The following is a 21,758-nucleotide window of genomic DNA, read 5'->3' on the forward strand; positions in this document are numbered from 1 at the left end:
GAAGCGCGTCAAAGTGGTAAATTCGGGTCGGTCTGCGTTCGCGCGTCTGACCGGTCCGGCCCATCGCCGGCCGCACCGTGAGGCGATCTCTCCACGCGCGGGCGCCGCTCCCATCGACACGTTTTCACCCCGAAGCCGCGCGCCACGAGCCGCGCGGAGCTTCGGTCTTTCGGAGATCAAGCATGAGCAAGCAAGCTATCGGCGTGGTAGGCCTCGCCGTCATGGGCCGCAACCTGGCCCTGAACATCGAGAGCCGCGGACACGCCGTTTCGGTCTACAACCGCAGCCGCGAGAAAACCGACGAACTGATTGCCGAACACCCCGATAAGAAGTTGGTCCCCACGTACACGCTCGAAGAGTTCGTGCAGTCGCTCGAAAAGCCGCGCCGCATCCTGATGATGGTCAAGGCCGGCGCCGGCACCGACGACACCATCGCCCAGCTTCGTCCGCTGCTCGAGAAAGGCGACATTCTCATCGACGGCGGCAACACCCATTTCACCGACACCATCCGCCGCAACCAGGATCTCGCGAAGTCGGGCCTGCATTTCATCGGCACGGGCGTGTCGGGCGGCGAGGAAGGCGCGCTGAAGGGTCCGTCGATCATGCCGGGCGGGCAGAAGGAAGCCTACGAACTGGTTGCGCCCATCCTCACCGAGATCGCGGCGAAGGCGCCGGACGGCGAGCCGTGCGTGGCCTACATGGGTCCGGACGGCGCGGGCCATTTCGTGAAGATGGTGCACAACGGCATCGAATACGGCGACATGCAGTTGATCGCCGAAAGCTATGACGTGCTGAAGCGCGTGGCGGGTCTGTCGAACGAGGAACTCGGCAAGGTGTATGTCGAGTGGAATCAGGGCGAGCTGGACAGTTACCTGATTGAAATCACGTCGAAGATCTTTTCGAAGAAGGACGAGGAAACCGGCAAGGATCTCGTCGATGTCATTCTCGACCGCGCCGCGCAGAAAGGCACCGGCAAGTGGACGAGCCAGAACGCGCTCGATCTCGGCGCGCCGCTGCCGCTGATCACGGAAGCCGTGTTCGCGCGCGTGCTGTCGTCGCTGAAAACGCAGCGGGTCGCGGCGAGCAAGGTGCTGTCGGGACCGAAGCCGGGCTTCGAAGGCGATCGCGCCGCGTTCGTCGAAGCGGTGCGGCGTGCACTGTATCTGTCGAAGATCGTCTCGTATGCGCAGGGTTTCGCGCAGTTGCGCGCGGCATCGGACGAATACAACTGGGATCTGCATTACGGCGAGATCGCGAAGATCTTCCGTGCGGGCTGCATCATCCGCGCGCGCTTCCTGCAGAAGATCACCGATGCGTACAAGACCAACCCTGAACTCGCGAATTTGTTGCTGGATCCGTACTTCAGCGACATCGCGGCGAAGTATCAGGACGCGCTGCGTGAAGTGATCGTCGCGGCGGTGAAGGCGGGCATTCCGGTGCCGGCGTTCTCGTCGGCGATTGCGTACTTCGACGGCTATCGCTCGGAAACGCTGCCGGCGAACCTGGTGCAGGCGCAACGCGATTTCTTCGGCGCGCATACGTTCGAACGGACGGACAAGCCGGGAAGCTTCCACGCGAACTGGGCGTGACGATTCGCGTAACTGAATGCTGAAGGTGAATGCGGCTCTTTCGGGAGCCGCATTTTTTTGGGTGGGACGTTGGTTTGACTGTCTGGTGGCGAGCGTTGCTGGCGTCGGCACACGCGGCTATGCTCGTGCGATTGCGTAACGATCACAATCATGATGAGCAATCTTTATCAATATGGCATCCACGACAAATTGTCACCTTCCGAGCTATTCTTTCTGATCGTGCTCGACGAAACCTGCAAGCAAACGGGCGTCGATGTGTCGCTAGTGTCGCGAAGAACCTCGGTTGCCTCTATGGTGTCCAGATCATTACTTCCTGTCGAGATCAAATACCGAATACTGCCCACCATTACGTCTTTCTCGAGTGTCTTTGCGCTGCGGATTAAATTCACGCGTAACCTGGGCGCATTCGTGGGAAGGGCAATTCCTGGAGTCGGCTGGGTTCTGCTCGCTAATGACGTATCGAGCATCATGTGGCGCGCGAGTCTCGTCTACAACTCGACCGTCAAGCCGGAGGACCGCTGGTGATGGTCACAGACGAACAAGCCTGGGACGCGCTCCTGACCTTCGTTGAACGAGCCGTTGGCAAACCGCTGTTCGGAGAAGACCACTTCACCCGTGACACCGATCTCAATCACGACCTCGATCTGAACCCCGACCGCATCTCGGCTTTTCTCACCGAGTGGAGCGCGGCGTTCGACATCGACATGCGTGCATTCGACATCACCCACTACTATCCCGCCAGCACGCTGAGCCTGTCACGCTTCCTGCTCACCGTGTTCAAGGCACCCTTCAGCCGCGCGTCGCGCGACACGCTCGGCGGTTGCCAGTTGATCCTGGGCATGCTCGAAGCAGCGATGCTGTACGGCAAGTGGCCCGCGTCATGACACACCCACCCACGCCCCGTCCCTCCCATTGCTCCGCAACACCGCATCGATGAAGCGCAAGCCCGCGACGCCATCCTCGACCGTCGTGAGCCAGCCATCGCCCTGCGTCGTGCCGCTCGTGATGCACGTCGCCGCATCCGCATAAAGCTGCGCGAACGCCTCCAGATAGCCTTCCGGATGCCCCGCCGGCACGCGCGTCGCGTGCGATGCCTCGGCGCTCCGCACGCGCCCGCGCGTGATCCGTTCCGACGCCCCGCCTATCGGCGTGAACCACAATTCGTTCGGCGTTTGCTGATCGAAGGACAAACCGGCCTTCGTGCCGTACACGCGCAGCCGCAACGCGTTTTCCTCGCCCGCGGCCACCTGACTCGCCCACAACATGCCGCGCGCGCCGCCGTCGTAGCGGAACATCGCCTGCACATGATCGTCGACGCGCCGGTTCGGCACGAAGGTCGTCACGTCCGCGGCCAGTTCCGCCGGACGCATGCCGGTCACGTATTCGGCCAGCTGATACGCATGTGTGCCGATATCGCCAAGACAGCCCGCCGGACCCGCGAGCGCCGGGTCCGTGCGCCATACGGCCTGGCGGTTCGCCTGCGTTTCCACCGGCAGCGACAGCCAGTCCTGCGCATACTCGACCTGCACCACGCGAATGTCTCCGAGCAGCCCGTCCCGCACCATGCCGCGCGCGTGCCGCACGAGCGGATAACCCGTGTAGGTATAAGTCACCGCGAACAGCAGGCCCTTCTCGCGCGCAAGCTTCGAGAGCGCCTCGCCTTCGTCGAGCGACACCGCCAGCGGCTTGTCGCAGATCACATGGATGCCGGCTTCGAGAAAAGCCGTCGCGACCGGCGCATGCAGATGATTCGGCGTGACGATCGCCACCGCTTCGACGCCATCGGTTCGCGCCGCCTCGGCCCGCGCCATCTCGCGATAGTCGTCGTAACTGCGCGAAAGGCCGATCGCCGCCGCGCTCGACGCCGCCCGTCCCGCATCCGCCGACAACGCGCCCGCCACCAGCTCCCAGCGGTCGTCGAGCCGCGCCGCCATCCGATGCACCGCGCCGATGAACGCGCCCTTGCCGCCGCCGACCATGCCCAGCCGCACGCGCCTCATCGCGCCTCTCCGATGCCCAGCAGCCCGCGCATCTGCGCGCGGCTCGCGCCGCTGCCGGCGAAGTCGTCGAAGGCGCGCTCCGCCACGCGGATGATGTGCTCGCGAATGAAGGGCGCGCCCTCGCGCGCGCCGTCTTCCGGATGCTTCAGCGCGCATTCCCATTCGAGCACGGCCCAGCCCGGGAAGTCGTACTGCGCCATCTTCGAGAAGATCGCCTTGAAGTCGATCTGGCCGTCGCCGAGCGAACGAAACCGTCCCGCGCGGTCGGCCCATCCCGAATAACCGCCGTACACGCCCTGCCGTCCGTTCGGCCGGAACTCGGCGTCCTTCACATGGAACGCCTTGATGCGTGCGTGATAAATGTCGATGAACGCGAGGTAATCCAGCTGTTGCAGCATGAAATGGCTCGGATCGAACAGGATGTTCGCGCGCGGATGATCGTCCACCGCCGCGAGAAAGCGCTCGAAAGTCACGCCGTCGTGCAGGTCTTCGCCCGGATGCAGTTCATAGCAGACATCGACGCCCGCACGCTCGAACTCGTCGAGAATCGGGCGCCAGCGCGCCGCGAGTTCGTCGAAAGCGGTTTCGACCAAACCCGCCGGACGCTGCGGCCACGGATATACATACGGCCACGCCAGCGCCCCTGAAAACGTCACGTGCGCGGCGAGTTCCAGCCGTTTCGACGCCGCCGCCGCCAGCTTGAGCTGCGCGATCGCCCATTCGGTGCGCGCCTCGGGATGACCGCGCACATGCGGCGCGGCGAAGCCGTCGAACAGCGTGTCGTACGCCGGATGCACGGCCACCAGTTGCCCTTGCAGATGCGTCGACAATTCGGTGATAGCGACGCCTGCGTCTTCCACCGTGCGGCGGATCTGGTCGCAATAGGCATCGCTGGACGCGGCTTTCTCCAGGTCGATCAGACGCGGGTCGGCGGGCACCTGGATGCCCTCGTAACCGAGCGAGGCCGCCCAGGCCGCGAGGTTGCCCAGCGTATCGAACGGCGCCTGGGCGCCCATGAACTGCGCCAGAAAGATCGCAGGGCCCTTGATGGTCTTCATCTTCCGCCTCTCAGTGGAAACCGCAGGGCCGCATGACGCGGCCCGCGCGCGTCAGAACGGCGAGTTCGGGAAATAGAACTGCTTGGCGTTGTCCTTCGTGATCAGCACCGAAGGAATGATGGTCGTGGCCGGCAGCTTGTCGCCCTTCAGGCGCGCTTCCGCCGTCAGCTTGATCGCGTCGTAGATGAATTTCGGCGAGTACGACACGTCCGCCGGCACGCGCTTGTCGCCGTCCATCACGCGCTTCACCGCTTCCTTCGATCCCGCACCCCCGAACACGATCCTGACGTCCGTGCGCTTAGCCTGGTCGATCGCCTTCAGCACGCCGATCATCATGTCGTCGTCGGCGGCCCAGACGGCGTCGATATGCTTGAAGCGCGTCAGATAGTCCTGCATCACCTTGAAGGCATCGTCGCGATTCCAGTTGGCGTACTTTGCATCGAGGATCTTCATGTCCGGATGCTGCTTGATGACGCCCTCGAACGCCGTCCAGCGCTCGTTGTCGAGCGTCGTCGGAATGCCGCGCAGCGCGACGATGTCACCCTTGCCGTCCAGCGCCTTCGCCAGATACTCGGCGGGGATCTTGCCGAATGCGGTGTTGTCGCCGGCCACGTAGGCATCCTGCGCGCTGGTGTCGGTCAGGCCGCGATCCACCACCGTCACATACACGCCCTTCTTCTTCACCTGCGCGACCGGCTGCGTCAGCGAGGCCGATTCCTGCGGGAAAATCACGAGCGCATTGATCTTGTTGACCGTCACCAGATCCTGCACCTGGTTGGCCTGCTCGGGCGCGCTGCCCGCCGTCTTCACGATGACCTTGAGATCGGGATGCGCCTTCTCCAGGTCCTTCTTCGCTTCATTGGCCCACCAGACGATGCCGCCCGTGAAGCCGTGGTCCGCCGTGGGAATCGCGACGCCGAGCACAACCTTGTCGGCGGCCGACGCGGGAGCGATGGCGGCACAGGCGCTGGCCACGACGGTCAGCGCACCGAGCGCGCGAAGCATTTTTTTCATGACGATGTCTCCGGTTTTATGAATGTGCAGGCGCGGCTAGCGGCGGCCGCGCTGCAGATACGCTACAAGGATGATCACGGCGCCCTGCACCGCCGCATTCAGATACACGCTGATGATGCTCGTCAGGTTCAGGATGTTGTTGATGACAGAAAGCAGGATCGCGCCGATCACCGTGCCGATCACGCGCCCGTCGCCGCCCTTCAGCGCGGTGCCGCCGACCACGACGGACGCGATCGCTTCGAGTTCCCACAGCAGGCCCGTCGTCGGCGTGGCCGAACCGAGGCGCGGCACGTACAGGATGGTGGCCACGGCGACGCACAGGCCGAGCAGCACATAGGTCACGATCTTTACGCGATCGACCTGGATGGCCGCATAGCGCGCCACCTGTTCGTTCGAGCCGATGGCCTGCACGTGCCGGCCATACACGGTGCGGTTGAGCACGAGCGCGCCGCCCGCCGCGACGATCAGGAACACCCAGATGGGCACCGGCACGCCGAACAGGCTCGCGTAGTAGACCGGACCGTAGAGATCGGCGAGCGAGTTGTCGAGCGTGAGCGCGCCGCCGTCCGCGAGCCACGTGAGCAGCGCGCGAAAGATGCCGAGCGTGCCCAGCGTGACGATGAACGGTTCGATGCGCCCCTTCGTCACGAGCACGCCGTGCGCAAAGCCGAACAGTGCGCCCAGCACGAGCGCCAGCACGATGCCGATTGCGATGATCGCGAGCGGTGGCACCGCGTGTCCGTGAAAGCCCTGCAGCAGCCCGTTCATCACGTAGATCATGCTGCCCGCGATGAGCGCGGCCATCGAGCCCACCGAAAGATCGATGCCGCCGGAGATGATCACGAAGGTCATGCCCACCGCGATGATGCCGATGAACGAGGTGCGCGTGAGCACGTTCATCGCGTTGTCGACGGTGGCGAAATCGCCGTTGAGCAGCGTGCCGCCGACGCACAGCGCAATCAGCCCGATCAGCGGCCCGACGCCGAACAGGAATCGCGCGACGCTGGAGAGCCGGCTCTCGCTGGCGATGTCTTCAGTGTGTGCCGGTCGCATGCGCGATCAACCTCTCTTCAGTCAGAAGATCCATGCCGAGCGTCGCGACAAGTTCGCCCGCGCGCATCACGGCGACGCGATGACACAGGCCAATCAGCTCGATCAGTTCGGACGAGATCACGATCACCGCGCGCCCTTCCGCGGCGAGCCGGTGAATCAGGAAATAGATGTCGCGTTTCGCGCCGACATCGACGCCGCGCGTCGGTTCGTCGAGCACGATCACGCGCGGGTCGGGATGCAGGAACTTGGCGAGCGCGAGCTTCTGCTGGTTGCCGCCCGACAGCATCCGCGCACGCGCCGACAGGTTGCCCGTGCGAATGCCGAAGTCACCGACCGCCTGTTTCAGCGCATCGCGTTCGGCGCGCATGTCGACGAGCGGATGCGCGTAGCGTTCCAGCGTCATCATCGTCAGGTTGTCCTTCAGCGCCATGTCGACGTGCAGGCCGCGTCCCTTGCGATCCTCGCTCAGGTAAGTGAGGCCATGGCGCATCGCGTCGCGCGGATTGCCGAGCTTCACGCTCGCGCCATTCACGGCGACTTGCGCCGCGCTTAACGGCCGCAGGCCGACCAGCGCCTCGAACAGTTCCGTGCGGCCCGCGCCCACCAGGCCCGCGAAACCGAACACCTCGCCCTTGCGCACGGCGAAACTCACATCGTGCGCCCAGCCCGGCACAGAAGCCCGCTCGACTTCGAACGCGACCGGCGCCGTCGCGGCGAGCGCGGGTTTGGCGGGGAACATGTCGAAGACTTCGCGGCCCACCATCAGATTCGCCATCTGCTGCCGCGTGAGTTCGGCAGTCGGCGCGCGCGCGACGAAACGCCCGTCGCGCATCACGATGACTTCGTCGGTGACGCGCTCGACTTCATCGAGCTTGTGCGAGATGTACACGATGGTCGTGCCCGCTTCCTTCAGGCGCGCCATCAGCCCGAACAGCCGCTGCGTCTCCGAAGGCGTGAGGGTCGCGGTCGGCTCGTCCATGATGAGCAGACGCGCTTCGCGCAGCATCGCCTTCGCGATCTCCACCAACTGCTTCTCCGCGACGATCAGATCGCGCACGCGCGTATCCGGGTTCTTGTGCAGACCCACTTCGGCGAGCCGTGCGCGGGCGGCCTCGCGCATCGCGGTTTCGTCGAGGAAGAAGCCCTTCTTCAACTCGTGCCCGAGAAACATGTTCTGCGTGATGCTCAGGTGATCCGCCAGATTCAGTTCCTGGTGGATCAGCACGATGCCCGCCTGTTCGGCATCGCGTGAACTGGTGAAGTCGCGCGCACGTCCGTCGATCAGGATCGCACCCGCGCTCGCCCGCTCGTAGCCCGCGAGAATCTTCATCAGCGTCGATTTGCCCGCGCCGTTCTCACCGAGCAGGCCATGGATGCGCCCCGGCGTCAGCTCGAAGTCCACGCCGTGCAGCACGCGCACCGGCCCGAACTGTTTCTCCACTCCGTCGAAGCGCACTGCGAGGCTCATGATCAGGCGCTCCCACGCTGGATCAGCCGATGCGGCAGCAACACGCCCGGCACGTCGGCGCGCGGATCGCGCAGGCGTTTGAGCAGCAGCTCAGCCGCCGATTCGCCGAGTTGCTGCATCGGCTGCGAGACCGTAGTGAGCGGCGGATCGACATGGGCTGCCACGGCGATGTCATCGAAGCCGACCACCGCGACGTCGTCCGGCACGGCGAGGCCCGCGCCGCGCAAGCCGTTCATCACGCCGATGGCCAGCGTATCCGAGACAGCGAACACCGCAGTCGGCCGCGTTGCGCCGAGCGCCGCAAGACGCGCGGCCGCGTCTTCGCCTGCGTCATAGTCCAGGCTGTCGAGCTCGATCAGCCACGCGGGATCCGGTTCGATGCCGGCGTCATGCAACGCATCGCGATAGCCCGCGAGCCGCTGACGGCCGTAGAGATAGCCTTGCCCCGAGTTGATCAGCGCAATGCGCCGGTGGCCCTTGCCGAGCAGATAGCGCACGACTTCGCCCGCGGCCAGATGATTGTCGATGCCGACATACGGCACGCCCGCAGCAGGATCGAACTCGCAGCACGCGACCCACGGCAACGTCGAGGCCTCTTCGGCCAGCGCCTTCTGCACGGCGGCCGGATCGAGGCAGATCGCGCCGTCCGCGCGCCGGCCACGCAACAGATCGAAATAGCTGCGCTCGCGCAGCGGATCCGCGCCGGTATCGCACAACAGCATGAAGTAGCCGTTCTGGCGCGCGACGCTGTCGATGCCGCGCACGATTGCCGCATAGAACGGATTGCCGAAGTCGGGAACCATGGTGAGCAGCAGGCGGCTTTCGGCCGTGCGCAGATTGCGCGCGAGCTCGTTGATGCGATAACCGCTCGACGCCACCGCGGCACGCACTTTCTCGCGCGTGACCTCGCGAACGTTCGTATGGCCGTTGAGCACGCGCGACACCGTCGCCACCGAAACGCCCGCGCGCTGCGCGACATCGGCAATGGACACTTCCTCGCGTGGACGAACCGTCTCCGGCATACGCTGCGCCGCCGACCGGCCAACGGGATGTAATGGATTACATTATTTGGTCGTACGGTCGCGAAGGCAACACCAATCGACTAGGGACAAACGCCAATCCGCTGCTTTCCGACAGCTGTCGATTTGGCGTGGCGTCAGTCGTCGTAGAGTTCGAACGGGCACATTCATGCTCGCGTTCTCAACCTTCCGGAGACCCCTCTCATGCGATTCATGATGCTGATGATCCCGCGCGGCTACGAAAGCGCCGCACCCGGCACGATGCCGAGCGCCGAAGCCGTCACCGCGATGATGAAGTACAACGAGGAATTGCAGAAGGCCGGCGTGCTGCTCGCGCTCGATGGCCTCCATCCGCCTTCGATGGGCGCGCGCGTCAGCTTCGCAGGCGGCAAGCCGCGCGTGACGGACGGCCCGTTTGCCGAGGCCAAGGAAGTACTCGGCGGCTACTGGATGCTGCAGGTGAAGTCGCGCGATGAAGCCATCGAGTGGGCGAAGCGCTGTCCGGCGGGCGACAACGAAACGATCGAAATCCGCCAGGTCATGGAAATGGAAGACTGCCCGCCCGACGTGCAGCAGGCAGCCGCCGGCTTCGAAGACCTTCACAAGGCCGCGAAGGACTAGTCGCTTAGCCTGGCGTTCGGCTTCGCTCAGCGCGGAATGCCCGTCAGGTAGATCGGCTTGTCGGTGGAGAGCGACTGCTTGACGGCGCGCCCGGTTTCATCGACGAGCACTTCCTCCTGATCACGCGCCACCGCCGCGAGCACTTCGTTCACGACGTGCTCCGGCGTCGACTTCGCACCGGTGACGCCCGCGGTCATGTCGGTGTCGATGTAGGCCGGATGCGCCGCGACCACCAGCGTGCCCTGCTCGCGCAGTTCTTCGCGCAACGCGTTGGTCGCCGCCCACATCGCCGCCTTCGAGATGTGATACGCGCCGCCCGCCGGCAACGAGACCCAGCTCAGCACCGACAAGATGTTGATGACCGCCCCGCCGCCGTTCTTCTTCAACGCCGGCGCGAAAGCCTGCGTCAGCGCGATCGGACCGAAGGTGTTGATTTCGAGCACGTCGCGGATGCCCTGGGTCGACGCCGGATCGACGAGCTTGCCGCGCGTCGTCACGCCCGCGTTGTTGACGAGCACCTGCACGTCGGTGTACGTGGCTGCGGCTTCGGCGATGTCGGCGGCGTTTGTCACGTCGAGGCGAATCGCTTCGACGCCCGGAATATCGACGCTCTTCGGATCGCGCGCGGCCGCGTAGACCTTGGCGGCGCCCGCCTTCAGCAACGAAAGCGCGAATTGCTTGCCGAGACCGCGATTGGCGCCCGTGACCAGTACGACTTTTCCCTTGATTTCCATGATGAACTCCGCTTCAAAGTGCATATGCACACAATGACGTAAAAGAAAGGCTCACGTGAAGCGAGCCGAGGTTGTTCCAATCACTCCATCGTCGTCAATTCGAAGAGCGACTTGCGCAAGGCCTTCGCGCGCTGCTCGCCGAACTTCGCTTCGAATTCTTCCTGCGCCGCGCGCCACTGCGCCGATGCCTTGGCGAGCGTGTCCTTGCCGAGCGCCGTGAGCCGCAGACCGACGGCGCGCGAACTGCGCGACTCCTGCGCCGCCTCGACGATGCCGTCACGCTGCAACGGCTTCAGCGCGCGCACGAGCGTGGTGCGGTCCATGACCATTTGCTCGGCGAGTTCGGCCATCTGCACGCCGGGCTTGCGCCCGATGGCCGCGAGCAGCGTGAACTGCGCGGCCGTGATGCCCGCCACGTTCAGATGCCGCTCGTACATCTGCGACACGTAACGCGCCGCCTGACGAATGGCGAAGCAGTTGCAATCCAGAGGAGATGAATTGGAAGTCATGCAGGGAGAATAGTTTGTGCATATGCACTCTGTCAAGTCGGCAAATCAATGACGCCGATAGGCAGGGCATCGGCGGCTTTTGGCCGGTGGAAGCAAATCGTCGCGCGCGAATGGGCGGCGAAACGCCCGAAGCCGCGCCCGGCTTGCGCGCAGGCGCCGTCGGGCCTGTGCCGAAATCCGCACGTCTGGCGCGACGAAACTTCAAGACGCGCCGAAATTGGCTTCCTACATTGCGCATGTCCGCTGTCCGAGCGTCGCCAGGCATGTCGGCGGCGGCGGTTGCCCGCACGCTCAAGGGCAAGTCCGTCTTGCCGGCACGGAAGGGCTCGTGTTCCATTCGATTGCCACACTAAAAAGGAGAGGAAACCATGCGCTTTCTTACTCAACCTCTGGCCTGGGCCGTTGCCTGCGCCACGGTCGCGTTTGCTGCCGCGCCGCTGACGGCGTCGGCGGAAGACATGACGGTGAAGGTCGGTTTCGCCGCGCCGCTGACCGGCGCGAACGCGGGATACGGAAAGGACCTTCAGAACGGCGTGCAGCTCGCGCTCGACGAAGCCAACGCGAAGAAGATCACCATCGGCGGCAAGACAGCCAAGTTCGAGATTCACGCGGAAGACGATCAGGCCGATCCGCGCATCGGCGTGCAGGCGGCGCAGAAGCTGGTGGATGACGGCGTGGCGGTGGTCGTCGGCCACTTCAACTCAGGCACGACGCTGCCCGCCTCGCCGGTCTACAACAACGCCGGCATTCCGGTGATCGACCCGGCCGCGACCAATCCGACCATCACCACACGCGGCCTCGAAAACGTCTTCACGGTGATTTCGAGCGACGCGCAGAACGCGGGCAACGCCGGTGTCTATGCGGTGACGACGTCGAAGGCGAAGCGCATTGCCATCATCGACGACCGTACCGCGTTTGGCCAGGGCGAAGCCGACGAGTTCGAGAAGGCGGTCAAGGCGAAGGGCGGCAACATCGTCACGCGTGAATACAGCGACAACCAGACCGTCGACTTCAGCGCGCAACTCACGCGCATCAAGGCGGCCAACGCGGACCTGATCTTCTTCGGCGGGCTGGACCGGCAAGCGGCGGCGGTCGTCAAGCGGATGAAGCAGCTCGGCATGAACGCGCAGTTCGTGGGCGGCGGCGGCGTGATGGACGCTGATTTCCTGAAGCTCGCCGGCGATGCAGCCGAGGGCGCGCAGGCCTGGGAATACGGCAGCCCGCTCGACAAGCTGCCCGAAGGCAAGGCGTTCAGCGACAAGTTCCAGAAGCGCTTCGGCGTCGCGATTCTTTCGTATGCGCCGTTCGGCTATGACGCGGCGTGGGCGGCGATCAACGCGATGCAGAAGGCCAATTCCATCGATCCGAAGGTGTACCGGCCGGTGCTCAAGTCGAACTCGTTCGAAGGCATCACCGGGCCCATCGCGTTCGACAGCAATGGCGCGCTCAAGAATGCCTCGTCGACGCTGTATCAGGTGAAGAACGGCCAGTGGGAATCGGTCGTCACCAAGCACGGCATGTGATCTGACTCGCGCGGCTCAGGCCTGGGCCGCCTGCGTCCGGGCCTCCAGCCGCGCACGCGTGTGCGCGGCCTCGTCGCTCAGCCAGCGCGCAAACTGCCGCAACGCCGCCGACGGCGCGGGCCGCTCCGGATACGTCAGCCAGTAGGCCGCGCCGCTCGGCACGCACAGCGTGAACGGCGCGATCACGCGCTGCGCCCGCAAGTCCTCTTCGATCAGCGCAACGTCGCCGATGGTCACGCCGAGTCCCTGCATCGCGGACGAGATCGCGAGATCGAGCGTGTCGAAATCCTGCGCCTTCGTAGACGGCAAACCCGGATGACCGTATGCCTCGAGCCAGCGCAGCCAGTCGCGCCGATCTCGCGTGGGGTGCAGGAGCGTTTCGCCGGCGAGATCGTCGGGGGTCGGCGGAGGCTGCCGCTTCGGCTTCCAGAGCGCCGGCGCGCACACGGGCGTCAGCACTTCGTCGAACAGATGATGGCTCGTCACGCCCTTCTGTGCGGGCGCCGCGCCGAACACGATGGCGGCATCGAACGGCTCGGCGCTGAACTCGACGCCATGCGACACCGAAGCCGTCACCTCCACCACCAGTTCCGGCCGCTCGTTCTGCAGCCGGATGACGCGCGGCAAGACCCAGCGCATCGCGCAGGTCGGGCACTTCACGCGCAGAATGCCGGATTGCGCGCCGCCTCGCGCCAGTGCATCGTCGATCTGGCCGAACGCCTGCTGCAAGGGCGCGATCAGCAGCGCGCCGTGATGCGTCAGCGCCAGTCCGCGCGCCTGGCGAGTGAAGAGCGCATAGCCGAGATGCGCCTCCAGTCCGGCGATCTGCCGGCTCACCGCGCCCTGCGTGATGTTCAGCACCTCGGCCGCGCGCGTGAAATTGAGCTTCCGGGCGACGACCAGGAAGGTCTTGAGGACATCGAGCGAGGGCAGCGGTTTCATCGGGTTTGCGGCATGTAGCCATGATCTGCAAGCATGGCTAGTATGACAAAGTTTCGATTGTCCCCGCTTTATTGCCGCGGTTGAATCGACGGCAATTCTCGTCGAACCGCCCTTCCGGAGACACCGCCGTGCACAGCGCCTGCATTCCCGAATCGAAGCTGCCCAGCGTCGGCACGACCATTTTCACAGTGATCGGCCAGCTGGCCGAGGAGCACGACGCGCTCAATCTCTCGCAAGGCGCGCCGAACTTCGCCTGCTCGCCGAAGCTGATCGAAAGCGTCGAGCGAGCCATGCGGGCGGGACATAACCAGTATGCGCCGATGTCCGGCGTGCTCGCGCTGCGCGAGGCGATCGCGCTGAAGACCCAGCGGTTGTACGGCGCGCAGTACGATCCGGGCACGGAGATCACCGTGGTCGCAAGCGCGAGCGAAGGGCTGTACGCGACGATCAGCGCGCTCGTGCATCCCGGCGACGAAGTCATTTATTTCGAACCGTCCTTCGACAGCTACGGGCCGATCGTGCAACTGCAAGGCGCGACGCCGGTCGCGATCAAGCTGTCGCCGGTGGACTTTCGCATCGACTGGGACGAAGTCGCGGCCGCCATCACGCCGAAGACGCGCATGATCCTGGTCAACTCGCCGCACAATCCCACCGGCAGCGCGTTCACGGACGCGGACATCGAGCGGCTCACGGCCCTGACGCGCGATACGAAGATCATCGTGCTGTCCGACGAAGTCTACGAGCACGTCGTGTTCGACGGCGCGCCACATCACGGCATGGCGCGCTATCCGGCGCTGGCCGAGCGCAGCGTGATCGTCTGCTCGTTCGGCAAGTCGTATCACGTGACCGGCTGGCGCGTCGGCTACTGTCTCGCGCCCGCGGCGCTGACGGCCGAGATTCGCAAGATCCACCAGTTCATGACCTTCGCCGCCGATACGCCGATGCAGATCGCCTTCGCCGAAGCGCTCGCGGACCAATCGAGCTATCTCGATCTCGCGCCGTTCTACCAGCACAAGCGCGATCTGCTCGCCAACGCGCTGGCCGGCTCGCGCTTCGAACTGCTGCCGAGCGCCGGCAGCTTTTTCATGCTGGCGCGCTACGACGCGATCTCCGACGCAGGCGACAGCGACTTCGTGCTGCGCCTGATCCGCGAAGCCCGCGTCGCGACGATCCCGCTTTCGGCGTTCTACACCGACGGCACCGACAACCACGTGATCCGCCTGTCGTTCGCGAAGGACGACGGCACGCTCATCGAAGGCGCGCGCCGCCTTTGCACGATCTGACGCTTTCCCTGGAGACCCATACGATGAAACTGAATTCGTTCGCCGCCGCCCTGCTCGTTGCGTGCGGCTTCGCGAGCGGCGCCGCTCTCGCCGCCGACACCTTGCGCTTCGGTTTGGAAGCGCAGTATCCGCCGTTCGAATCGAAATCCTCGACGGGCGAGCTGCAAGGGCTCGACATCGATGTCGGCAATGCGGTGTGCGCTGCCGCGAAGATGCAGTGCAAGTGGGTCGAGACGTCGTTCGACGGTTTGATTCCCGCGTTGCAGGGCCGCAAGTTCGACGCGATCAATTCGGCGATGAACGCCACGGAACAGCGTCGTCAGGCGATCGATTTCACGACGGTGGTGTATCGCGTGCCGACGCAGCTGATCGCGAAGAAGGGCAGCGGTCTGGAGCCGACGCCGGCATCTTTGAAGGGCAAGAGCGTGGGCGTGCTGCAGGGCTCGATTCAGGAGACCTTCGCCAAGGCCCACTGGGAGAACGAAGGCGTGAAGGTCGTGCCGTACCAGGACCAGAATCAGGTCTATGCGGATCTGAAGTCCGGACGTCTCGACGCGACGCTCGTGCTCGCGCCCGCCGGACAGAGCGGCTTCCTCTCGAAGCCCGACGGCGAGGGCTTCGCGTTCGTGGGCGCACCGGTGCGCGACGACAGGATTCTCGGCAGCGGCATTGCCTACGGCGTGCGCAAGGGCGACGACGCGCTGAAGACGAAGCTCAATGCGGCGATCGAGAAGGTCCGCGCGGACGGCACCATCGACAAATACGCGAAGAAGTATCTGGGAAACATCGATATTTCGGCGAAGTGAGCTGGCGAGGACGCGGCGGCGTTGTGCCGCGTCTTACAGCAGCAGGAACGCGCGGATCGCGAACTTTTCCGCGTCGAGTTCCAATAAGTCGAGGCTAGGCGCACGAATTGAGATGTGTCAACGCGTATCTACATGAAATCGCGTAGCCACACACCCCCTCTGCCGTTTGCCTCAGCAACTTTTATTAAGCACAGGCACACTGTCGGCTCGATCCATCGTCCCCCCGAATCCGAGCCGCATGAGCACACCGACGACGCCCCGTCCCGCGCCCGCCCCACCCCCGCCGCTCGAAGGTGGCAAACTCGTGCTCGCCACCTTCGCCGTGGCGCTCGCCACGTTCATGAACGTGCTGGACTCGTCCATCGCCAACGTCGCGATTCCCACCATTTCCGGCAACCTCGGCGTGTCCGTCAACGAAGGCACGTGGGTCATTACCGTGTTTGCCGCATCGAACGCGGTGTCGATTCCGCTGACCGGCTGGCTCACGCAGCGGCTCGGGCAGATCCATCTGTTCGTCGGCGCGATCCTGATGTTCGTGTTGTCGTCGTGGCTCTGCGGCCTCGCGCCGAATCTTCCCGTACTGCTGTTCGCGCGCGTTTTGCAAGGTGCGGTCGCCGGGCCGCTGATTCCGCTCTCCCAGGCCATCCTGCTCGGCTCGTATCCGAAGGAGAAAGCGTCGATGGCGCTTTCGCTCTGGGCCATGACGGCGACCGTCGGGCCGATCGCCGGACCCGCGCTCGGCGGCTGGATCACGGACAGCTATTCCTGGTCGTGGATTTTCTACATCAACATTCCGGTGGGCATCTTCGCGGCGGGCGTGACGTGGATGATCTACCGCGACCGCGAGTCGCCGACGCGCAAGGCGCCCATCGACGTGGTCGGCCTGCTGCTGCTCGTGACGTGGGTCGCGTCGCTGCAGATCATGCTGGACAAGGGACGCGACCTCGACTGGTTCTCGTCGCCGCTGATCGTCGTGCTGGCGATTGTCGCGGCGATCGCGTTCGCGTTCTTCGTGGTGTGGGAGCTGACCGATTCGAATCCAGTGGTGGATCTGCGGCTGTTCGCCGGACGCAATTTCTTCGGCGGCACAGTGGCGATCTCGGTGGCCTACGGCGTGTTCTTCGGCAACCTGGTGCTGCTGCCGCAGTGGATGCAGCAATACCTGAACTACCGCTCCGTCGATGCCGGCCTGGTCACCGCGCCGCTCGGCATCTTCGCGGTGATCCTCGCGCCCGTCATGGGCAAGGTGCTGCCGCGTAGCGACGCGCGCATCATTGCGACGATGGCGTTCATCGGCTTCGCGTTCGTCTTCTGGCTGCGCTCGAAGTACGTGATCGAGATCGACACCTGGCATCTCGTCCTGCCGACGCTGCTGCAAGGCATTCCGATGGCCATGTTCTTCGTGCCGCTCACGGCAATTGTGCTGTCAGGGCTGCCGCCCTCGAAGATTCCCGCCGCGGCGGGACTTTCAAACTTCGCGCGCGTGTTCTGCGGCGCGGTGGGCACCTCGCTCGCGGGCAATGCGTGGGACGACCGCATCGCGCTGCATCACGAACGGCTGACGGAGCAGGCGAACATCTATAACCCGACCTTCCTGCACTCGCTCGGCGCGTCCCAGGCGACGCTCGATATCGGCGAAGCGCAGGCGCGCGGCATGTTCAACTTCACGGTGAATTCGCAGGCCGCGATGATGGGCCTCAACGATATCTTCCTGATCTCGGCGGTGATCTTCATTCTGATCATCCCGCTGATCTGGATCACGAAGGTGGCGAAGGGTGGCGGCGGCGGGGCGGCTTCGGGGGCGCATTGAGGTTCGCGATGGCACGAGCGCGAGCCCGATACGCTCGCGCGATCAATCGAGCTGGAAACCCTCGTCAAGCACCGTGCGCATGGCCCAGGGGCAGAGTTCCGGAAACCGCTCAAACTCGATTCCCGTCTCTGCTTCCGCCAGGTTTCTGGCTTTCGACCAAACCAGATCGATCCATTCCGGATTGTCAAAGTTGGACTTGAGACTCGGCGCATCACGCAACACGAACTTCACCTCTTTCCGTTGCGTGCGTATGGTGCTTGTCCAACTCCGGCTTCGTCGGTCTGCCTGATATTGCCACTTCAACATGTGCGCGAGCAGAACCGACATTCTGCTCACCAGCTCTCTCTGCTCGCTCCTTCCCACGGCCTCGATTTCCTCTGCGATATGCTCGATATCGATGGCCGCAAGCTTTCCTGCACGCAGTAACGCAGCCTGTTCCCTGGCCCACGCCACCACGTCCTTCTCATACGGTGTTCCCATCGGCTGACTCCCGTTCTCTTCCTGATTCCCGGTATCGCCGATACTAGTTTCGTTAACCTTGTTCATCCAAGTCGTCCAAACGGCCAACGGCCAGCGCACATCACTTCAGGCCCAGATCCACCCTGCTGCCCGTCCCCTTGTCCTTGATGTCGTCCGCGTTCAGCTTCGGCGCCACGACGAAAACCCGCTTGCTGTCGATCTTCCCGTCAAAGTACTCCTGCACCGCCTGCGCGCGCTCCTGGGCAAGTTCGCGCAACGCGCCTTCGTCGACCGGCGCGTTTTGGGTCAGCGCGGCTTTCATGTCGGCATCCGGCAGCGACTTCGTCATGCCGATGAAGTTGGTCGGCTTCTTGAAGTCCGCCGACTTGTAGACCTTGGTCAGATACTTGTCGTAGTCCGCATCCGACACCTTGATCGCGTTCCAGTCCACATTCTCGCCATTGCCCGCCATGTCGCGCACCTTCGCGCGCTTGACCTGGGCGTCCACCCACGCCGAACGCAACGCCGGCTCGTCCACTTTCGGATCCACGCGGCCCGTCACGTCCACGCGCACTGACGGCTTGTCCACCAGCGCCTTCGCGATGGTTTCGAGCTTTTTCTGCGCGGCGTCCGTCAGGTCCGCCGAACCCGCATTGAACTCGATGTAATTGAGATCTGCGCCACTGCCTCCGCCGAACGCATGCGCGAGCAGCGTGAACGGCGCCGTCACCGCCTTCTGGACCAGGTTGAGAAGAGCCTGCCACACCAGCCCGCCGATTGAAAACTCCGGATTGTCGAGCGAGCCGGAAATCGGAATGTTCACGTCAATCTCGCCACGCGAATTCTTCAGCAGCGACACCGCGAGCCGGACGGGCAGCTTGGTTGCCGTCGAGTTGTCGACGTGATCGCCGAAAGTCAGCTGATCGATGAACAAGTGATTGTTCGCCGTCAGTTTGTTGTCGGCGAGCATGTAATGCAGGTCGACGTTCAGCTTGCCCTTCGTGATCGGATACCCCGCGTACTTCGATGAATACGGCGTCAGGTTCGTCAGCTCGACGTCATGGGCACTCGCCGTCAGGTCGAGCGCGGGCTTGTCGATCAGCGGATTCACCTGCCCCTTGATCGACACCGGCCCGTTCGCCGCGAGTTTGGCCGTGACATCGACGGGAGCGGGCGTCGTCGAATGCGTGCCGAACGCGCCGATCGTCCCGTTGATCGCGACGAGATTCGCCGTGTAATTCGGCCTGATGAAGTTGTCGGTGTAGGTGACTCGGCCGTTTTGCAGCACGAGCTGCCCGAAGCGCAGGTTCACCGGCGGGCCCGCTTTCTCGGCGGCCTTCGGCGCCGCGGTGCTCGCGGCGGCCGGCGGCGCGGCCTTGACCTTCTCGCGCGTGACCGGCTGCGTCGCGCCGTTCTCGTTCGCCACCACGCCCTTCAGGTTCAGCTTGCCTTGCGCGTCGAGCAGCACGCGGCCGTAGAAGTTCGCGAAGGTCACGCGCGCCGCCTCGACGTCCGTGCCGCGCTCGTCGTAGCTCACCTTCATGTTGGTCAGCCCGAGCAGCTTCCAGCCGGCGAAGCGGTCGTTGGTCAGCTTGTCGATCATGCGCACGTCCGTCAGCGACGCATCGCCCTTGTACGTCGCCGCGAGCGTCTTGCCGCTGCCGGACAGCGTCAGGTCGCCGTTCGCGTTGGCATTCGCGCTGGCCACGTCGACGTTGAGCTTGTCGCCGAAGTACGGCTCGAACGCGGATACGTCCACCTGATCGCCCTTCACGTGCAGCGCCAGCTTGAGCGGACTCACGGTCACATTGCCGCCGAGCGCGAGCGTGCCCCGGCCGTTGAGCGTCAGCTTGCCGTCGAGCGCGAGCGGCCGGGTCAGGTCGTCGCTGAACTGCTTCACGTTGAGCGCGAGCGGCGCAATCTGTAGCTTCACCGGGCGCGCGAGCGTCTCGTCGGTAAAGCCGGCCGAGGCGTTCTCGACCGCGATCTGTCCTATCTGGTAATGCCACGCCGGACCCGCTTCCTGCGCCTTCTGGATCTTGCGCGTCGCGGTGGGCTCCGGCGCGGCCTCGTGCGGACCGGCGAGCGACGCCAGATCGATGCTGCCGTCCTTGCGGCGCGTCGCGTCGAGGGCGAGGCCGCTCACTTGCACGCTGTCGAGCGATGCCTGGCGCGCCGCCACATCCACCTTGGCGATCTTCGCCTGCGCGGACGCCAGCTTCACCGGCGCGACACCCTGCGCCGTGGGCGCGAGCGTGACGGCGTCGAGCCTGACCTCGCCCGCGCCGACCTGCACGCCGCCATCCGGCTTGCTCCAGTCGACCGAAACCGGCAGCGTTGCGCCCAGCGTGCCGCTCGTCACGCGCGCCGCCATCAGGTTCGACAGATACGGCTGCAACGGCGGCAATGCGAAGGCGTTCAGACCGATTTTCGCGTCAGCCTGTCTGGCTGCGAGCGTCACGCGGCCGGAGACGTCGAGCGCGCCGCCGTGGTCGAACGCGGTCTTCAGCGTGTAGGTGGCGGGCGTCTTCGCGAGTGTGGAAAAACCGTCGAGCGTCACGCCGAAGCCGGTCAGCGTGGCTTGCACGCGCTGCTTCAGCAACTGGTCGTCGAGGGCGATCCTGCCGTCTTCGATCGCCAGATGGCGGATGGACACATCGAGCGGCGGCGCGTCCTTCTCCGGCTCCGCGGCGGGTGCGTGCTCTTTCGCGGGCGGCGTTTTCTGCGCCGTCCCGCCCGCCAGCTTCTGCACGTTCAACTGGCCGGACGAATCGCGCACGAGATGCACGTCGGGATTCGCGAGCGTCACTTCGTCCAGCCGATAGATATCCCGCAACGGCTCGGCATCGCCGATCTTCACATGCAGCGCACGCGCGGCGACCAGCGGTGCGTTCGCTTTGTCGGTGACGGCGAGATCGGCGAGATCGGCGGTGCCGGCGATGCGGATCGTCGGCGCATCGCCGGCAATCGAGAAGCTGACGTTGAGGTCGGTGGACAGCTTGCCGCTCTTCACCGCGACCGGCACCGATGCCGGCGCATAGGACGCCAGTTGCGGCACGTCGAGGCCGTCCAGTGTCAGCGCGATCTCCGATTCGCGCGACTCCGCGAACGGCTTCGTGCGTCCCTTGACGACCAGCGGCGAGCCGTCGATGCGCGCCTGCAACAGCGGCGTCACGAAGATGTCGGTGGCGGACGGCAGGGTCGCGATGAACGGAATGCCGAGCGCGAAGCGGTCGATGACGTGCTTCGCGTCGAGCAGCCGGTCGTCGAACGTGATCTGGCCGTTTTCCAGGCGGATGTTGGACACCGAAAAGCGCGCTGGCTCTTTAGACGGCTCAGCCGATGGCTTCGAAAACTTCTCGATGAGGTCGGAGAAATTGAAATGCTCGCCGTCGTAGCGCACGACGTGGATGCGCGGCGAATCGATCTTCAACTCATTGACGACCGGCGCGAGCTTGATGACGGACGCCCAGGAAGTACGCACGACGAGCCGCGATACGTCGATGAAATCAGCCGGGCTGCCCGGCGCCTTCGCGAGATTGGCGGGCGACTCGCCGATATGCACGCCGTTGGCTTCGAAGTCGAGCGTATAGGGATTGAGCGAGATGCGCCGGATGCTGACGGGCCGGTCGAGCTGCTTCGCAAGCTGCTGCTCGGCGACATGCCGGATGACCGGCGGCGCGACGAAGAAGCCGAGCGCGCCGATGACCAGCAGCGCGATCACCAGTCCGATGAAAATGCGCCGCGTGCGCCGCGCCTGCACGACGCCGCGCAGGGTCTGGCCAGCGGACGCGAGAGAAGACTTGCTGATGCTTGACATTCGATGCGCGGCGGGCGAGCGCGCCGCATGTGCGCCGCTCGAGCTCGCCG

At 64.7% G+C, this 21,758-nt stretch carries 19 protein-coding genes; 8 read left to right on the forward strand and 11 right to left on the reverse strand.

What is annotated here, in order from left to right; translation table 11 throughout:
- Positions 1 to 182 precede the first annotated feature (182 nt).
- The 3 genes from gndA (at position 183) to QCE64_RS34065 (ending at position 2,473) form a co-directional block, all read left to right on the forward strand.
- Positions 183 to 1,589 (forward strand): NADP-dependent phosphogluconate dehydrogenase, encoded by a 1,407-nt coding sequence (gene gndA, locus QCE64_RS34055; RefSeq protein WP_309818836.1) that lies wholly within the window; start codon positions 183 to 185, stop codon positions 1,587 to 1,589.
- 153 nt (positions 1,590 to 1,742) lie between these two features.
- On the forward strand, positions 1,743 to 2,114 hold the full coding sequence (locus QCE64_RS34060; protein ID WP_404987814.1) for an STM2901 family protein: 372 nt from the start codon (positions 1,743 to 1,745) through the stop codon (positions 2,112 to 2,114).
- A complete protein-coding gene (locus QCE64_RS34065) occupies positions 2,114 to 2,473 on the forward strand; it encodes a DUF1493 family protein (RefSeq protein ID WP_310008651.1) in 360 nt (119 codons plus the stop codon). Before QCE64_RS34060 ends, QCE64_RS34065 begins: the two co-directional genes overlap by 1 nt.
- On the opposite strand, the gene QCE64_RS34070 is transcribed toward QCE64_RS34065, so the two are convergent.
- The 6 genes from QCE64_RS34070 to QCE64_RS34095 are packed head-to-tail and all read right to left on the reverse strand — an operon-like array spanning position 2,468 to position 9,204.
- Positions 2,468 to 3,589: a Gfo/Idh/MocA family oxidoreductase gene (locus QCE64_RS34070; protein ID WP_310008527.1), complete on the reverse strand. Its 1,122-nt coding sequence runs from the start codon at positions 3,587 to 3,589 to the stop codon at positions 2,468 to 2,470. The genes QCE64_RS34065 and QCE64_RS34070 overlap by 6 nt on opposite strands.
- Complete coding sequence (locus QCE64_RS34075) at positions 3,586 to 4,647, reverse strand: sugar phosphate isomerase/epimerase family protein (RefSeq protein ID WP_310008529.1); 1,062 nt, start codon at positions 4,645 to 4,647, stop codon at positions 3,586 to 3,588. Before QCE64_RS34075 ends, QCE64_RS34070 begins: the two co-directional genes overlap by 4 nt.
- A gap of 51 nt (positions 4,648 to 4,698) precedes the next feature.
- Positions 4,699 to 5,661: a substrate-binding domain-containing protein gene (locus QCE64_RS34080; RefSeq protein WP_309935348.1), complete on the reverse strand. Its 963-nt coding sequence runs from the start codon at positions 5,659 to 5,661 to the stop codon at positions 4,699 to 4,701.
- 36 nt (positions 5,662 to 5,697) lie between these two features.
- Positions 5,698 to 6,714 carry an ABC transporter permease gene (locus QCE64_RS34085; RefSeq protein ID WP_310008532.1) on the reverse strand — a complete coding sequence of 339 codons (1,017 nt, stop codon included), beginning with the start codon at positions 6,712 to 6,714 and terminating at the stop codon, positions 5,698 to 5,700.
- Positions 6,695 to 8,182, reverse strand: a complete 1,488-nt coding sequence (locus QCE64_RS34090; protein WP_310008534.1) for a sugar ABC transporter ATP-binding protein — start codon at positions 8,180 to 8,182, stop codon at positions 6,695 to 6,697. Before QCE64_RS34090 ends, QCE64_RS34085 begins: the two co-directional genes overlap by 20 nt.
- 2 nt (positions 8,183 to 8,184) lie before the next feature.
- Positions 8,185 to 9,204, reverse strand: a complete 1,020-nt coding sequence (locus QCE64_RS34095) for a LacI family DNA-binding transcriptional regulator (RefSeq protein WP_310008536.1) — start codon at positions 9,202 to 9,204, stop codon at positions 8,185 to 8,187.
- Between the two features lie 201 nt (positions 9,205 to 9,405).
- Between QCE64_RS34095 and QCE64_RS34100 the strand changes: the two genes are divergently transcribed.
- Positions 9,406 to 9,822: a YciI family protein gene (locus tag QCE64_RS34100; protein ID WP_309927347.1), complete on the forward strand. Its 417-nt coding sequence runs from the start codon at positions 9,406 to 9,408 to the stop codon at positions 9,820 to 9,822.
- A 26-nt stretch (positions 9,823 to 9,848) separates the two neighbouring features.
- Here QCE64_RS34100 and QCE64_RS34105 read toward each other — a convergent pair whose 3' ends face one another.
- The gene (locus tag QCE64_RS34105) at positions 9,849 to 10,556 is read right to left on the reverse strand and encodes an SDR family oxidoreductase (protein WP_309927348.1); all 708 of its coding nucleotides are present in this window, start codon (positions 10,554 to 10,556) and stop codon (positions 9,849 to 9,851) included.
- Between the two features lie 80 nt (positions 10,557 to 10,636).
- Entirely contained in the window at positions 10,637 to 11,065 is a 429-nt protein-coding gene (locus tag QCE64_RS34110; RefSeq protein ID WP_309909145.1) for a MarR family winged helix-turn-helix transcriptional regulator, read from the reverse strand.
- A 368-nt stretch (positions 11,066 to 11,433) separates the two neighbouring features.
- Here QCE64_RS34110 and QCE64_RS34115 point away from each other — a divergent pair, with 368 nt between their 5' ends.
- The gene (locus QCE64_RS34115; protein ID WP_309927354.1) at positions 11,434 to 12,588 is read left to right on the forward strand and encodes a branched-chain amino acid ABC transporter substrate-binding protein; all 1,155 of its coding nucleotides are present in this window, start codon (positions 11,434 to 11,436) and stop codon (positions 12,586 to 12,588) included.
- A gap of 15 nt (positions 12,589 to 12,603) precedes the next feature.
- Here QCE64_RS34115 and QCE64_RS34120 read toward each other — a convergent pair whose 3' ends face one another.
- Positions 12,604 to 13,530, reverse strand: coding sequence for a LysR substrate-binding domain-containing protein (locus QCE64_RS34120; protein ID WP_310008538.1), 927 nt, complete (start codon positions 13,528 to 13,530; stop codon positions 12,604 to 12,606).
- Between the two features lie 128 nt (positions 13,531 to 13,658).
- Between QCE64_RS34120 and QCE64_RS34125 the strand changes: the two genes are divergently transcribed.
- The 3 genes from QCE64_RS34125 (at position 13,659) to QCE64_RS34135 (ending at position 17,429) form a co-directional block, all read left to right on the forward strand.
- Positions 13,659 to 14,813: a methionine aminotransferase gene (locus QCE64_RS34125; protein ID WP_310008540.1), complete on the forward strand. Its 1,155-nt coding sequence runs from the start codon at positions 13,659 to 13,661 to the stop codon at positions 14,811 to 14,813.
- Between the two features lie 23 nt (positions 14,814 to 14,836).
- Positions 14,837 to 15,619, forward strand: coding sequence for an ABC transporter substrate-binding protein (locus QCE64_RS34130; protein ID WP_310008542.1), 783 nt, complete (start codon positions 14,837 to 14,839; stop codon positions 15,617 to 15,619).
- A gap of 238 nt (positions 15,620 to 15,857) precedes the next feature.
- Positions 15,858 to 17,429, forward strand: a complete 1,572-nt coding sequence (locus QCE64_RS34135; protein ID WP_310008544.1) for a DHA2 family efflux MFS transporter permease subunit — start codon at positions 15,858 to 15,860, stop codon at positions 17,427 to 17,429.
- Positions 17,430 to 17,471: 42 nt separating this feature from the next.
- On the opposite strand, the gene QCE64_RS34140 is transcribed toward QCE64_RS34135, so the two are convergent.
- On the reverse strand, positions 17,472 to 17,909 hold the full coding sequence (locus tag QCE64_RS34140) for a DUF29 domain-containing protein (protein WP_309821148.1): 438 nt from the start codon (positions 17,907 to 17,909) through the stop codon (positions 17,472 to 17,474).
- Positions 17,910 to 18,009: 100 nt separating this feature from the next.
- Positions 18,010 to 21,708, reverse strand: coding sequence for a DUF748 domain-containing protein (locus QCE64_RS34145; RefSeq protein WP_309935362.1), 3,699 nt, complete (start codon positions 21,706 to 21,708; stop codon positions 18,010 to 18,012).
- Between the last annotated feature and the right edge of the window lie 50 nt (positions 21,709 to 21,758).

Origin of the sequence: Caballeronia sp. LZ043 (genome assembly GCF_031451075.1) — a bacterium.
Lineage (GTDB): Bacteria > Pseudomonadota > Gammaproteobacteria > Burkholderiales > Burkholderiaceae > Caballeronia.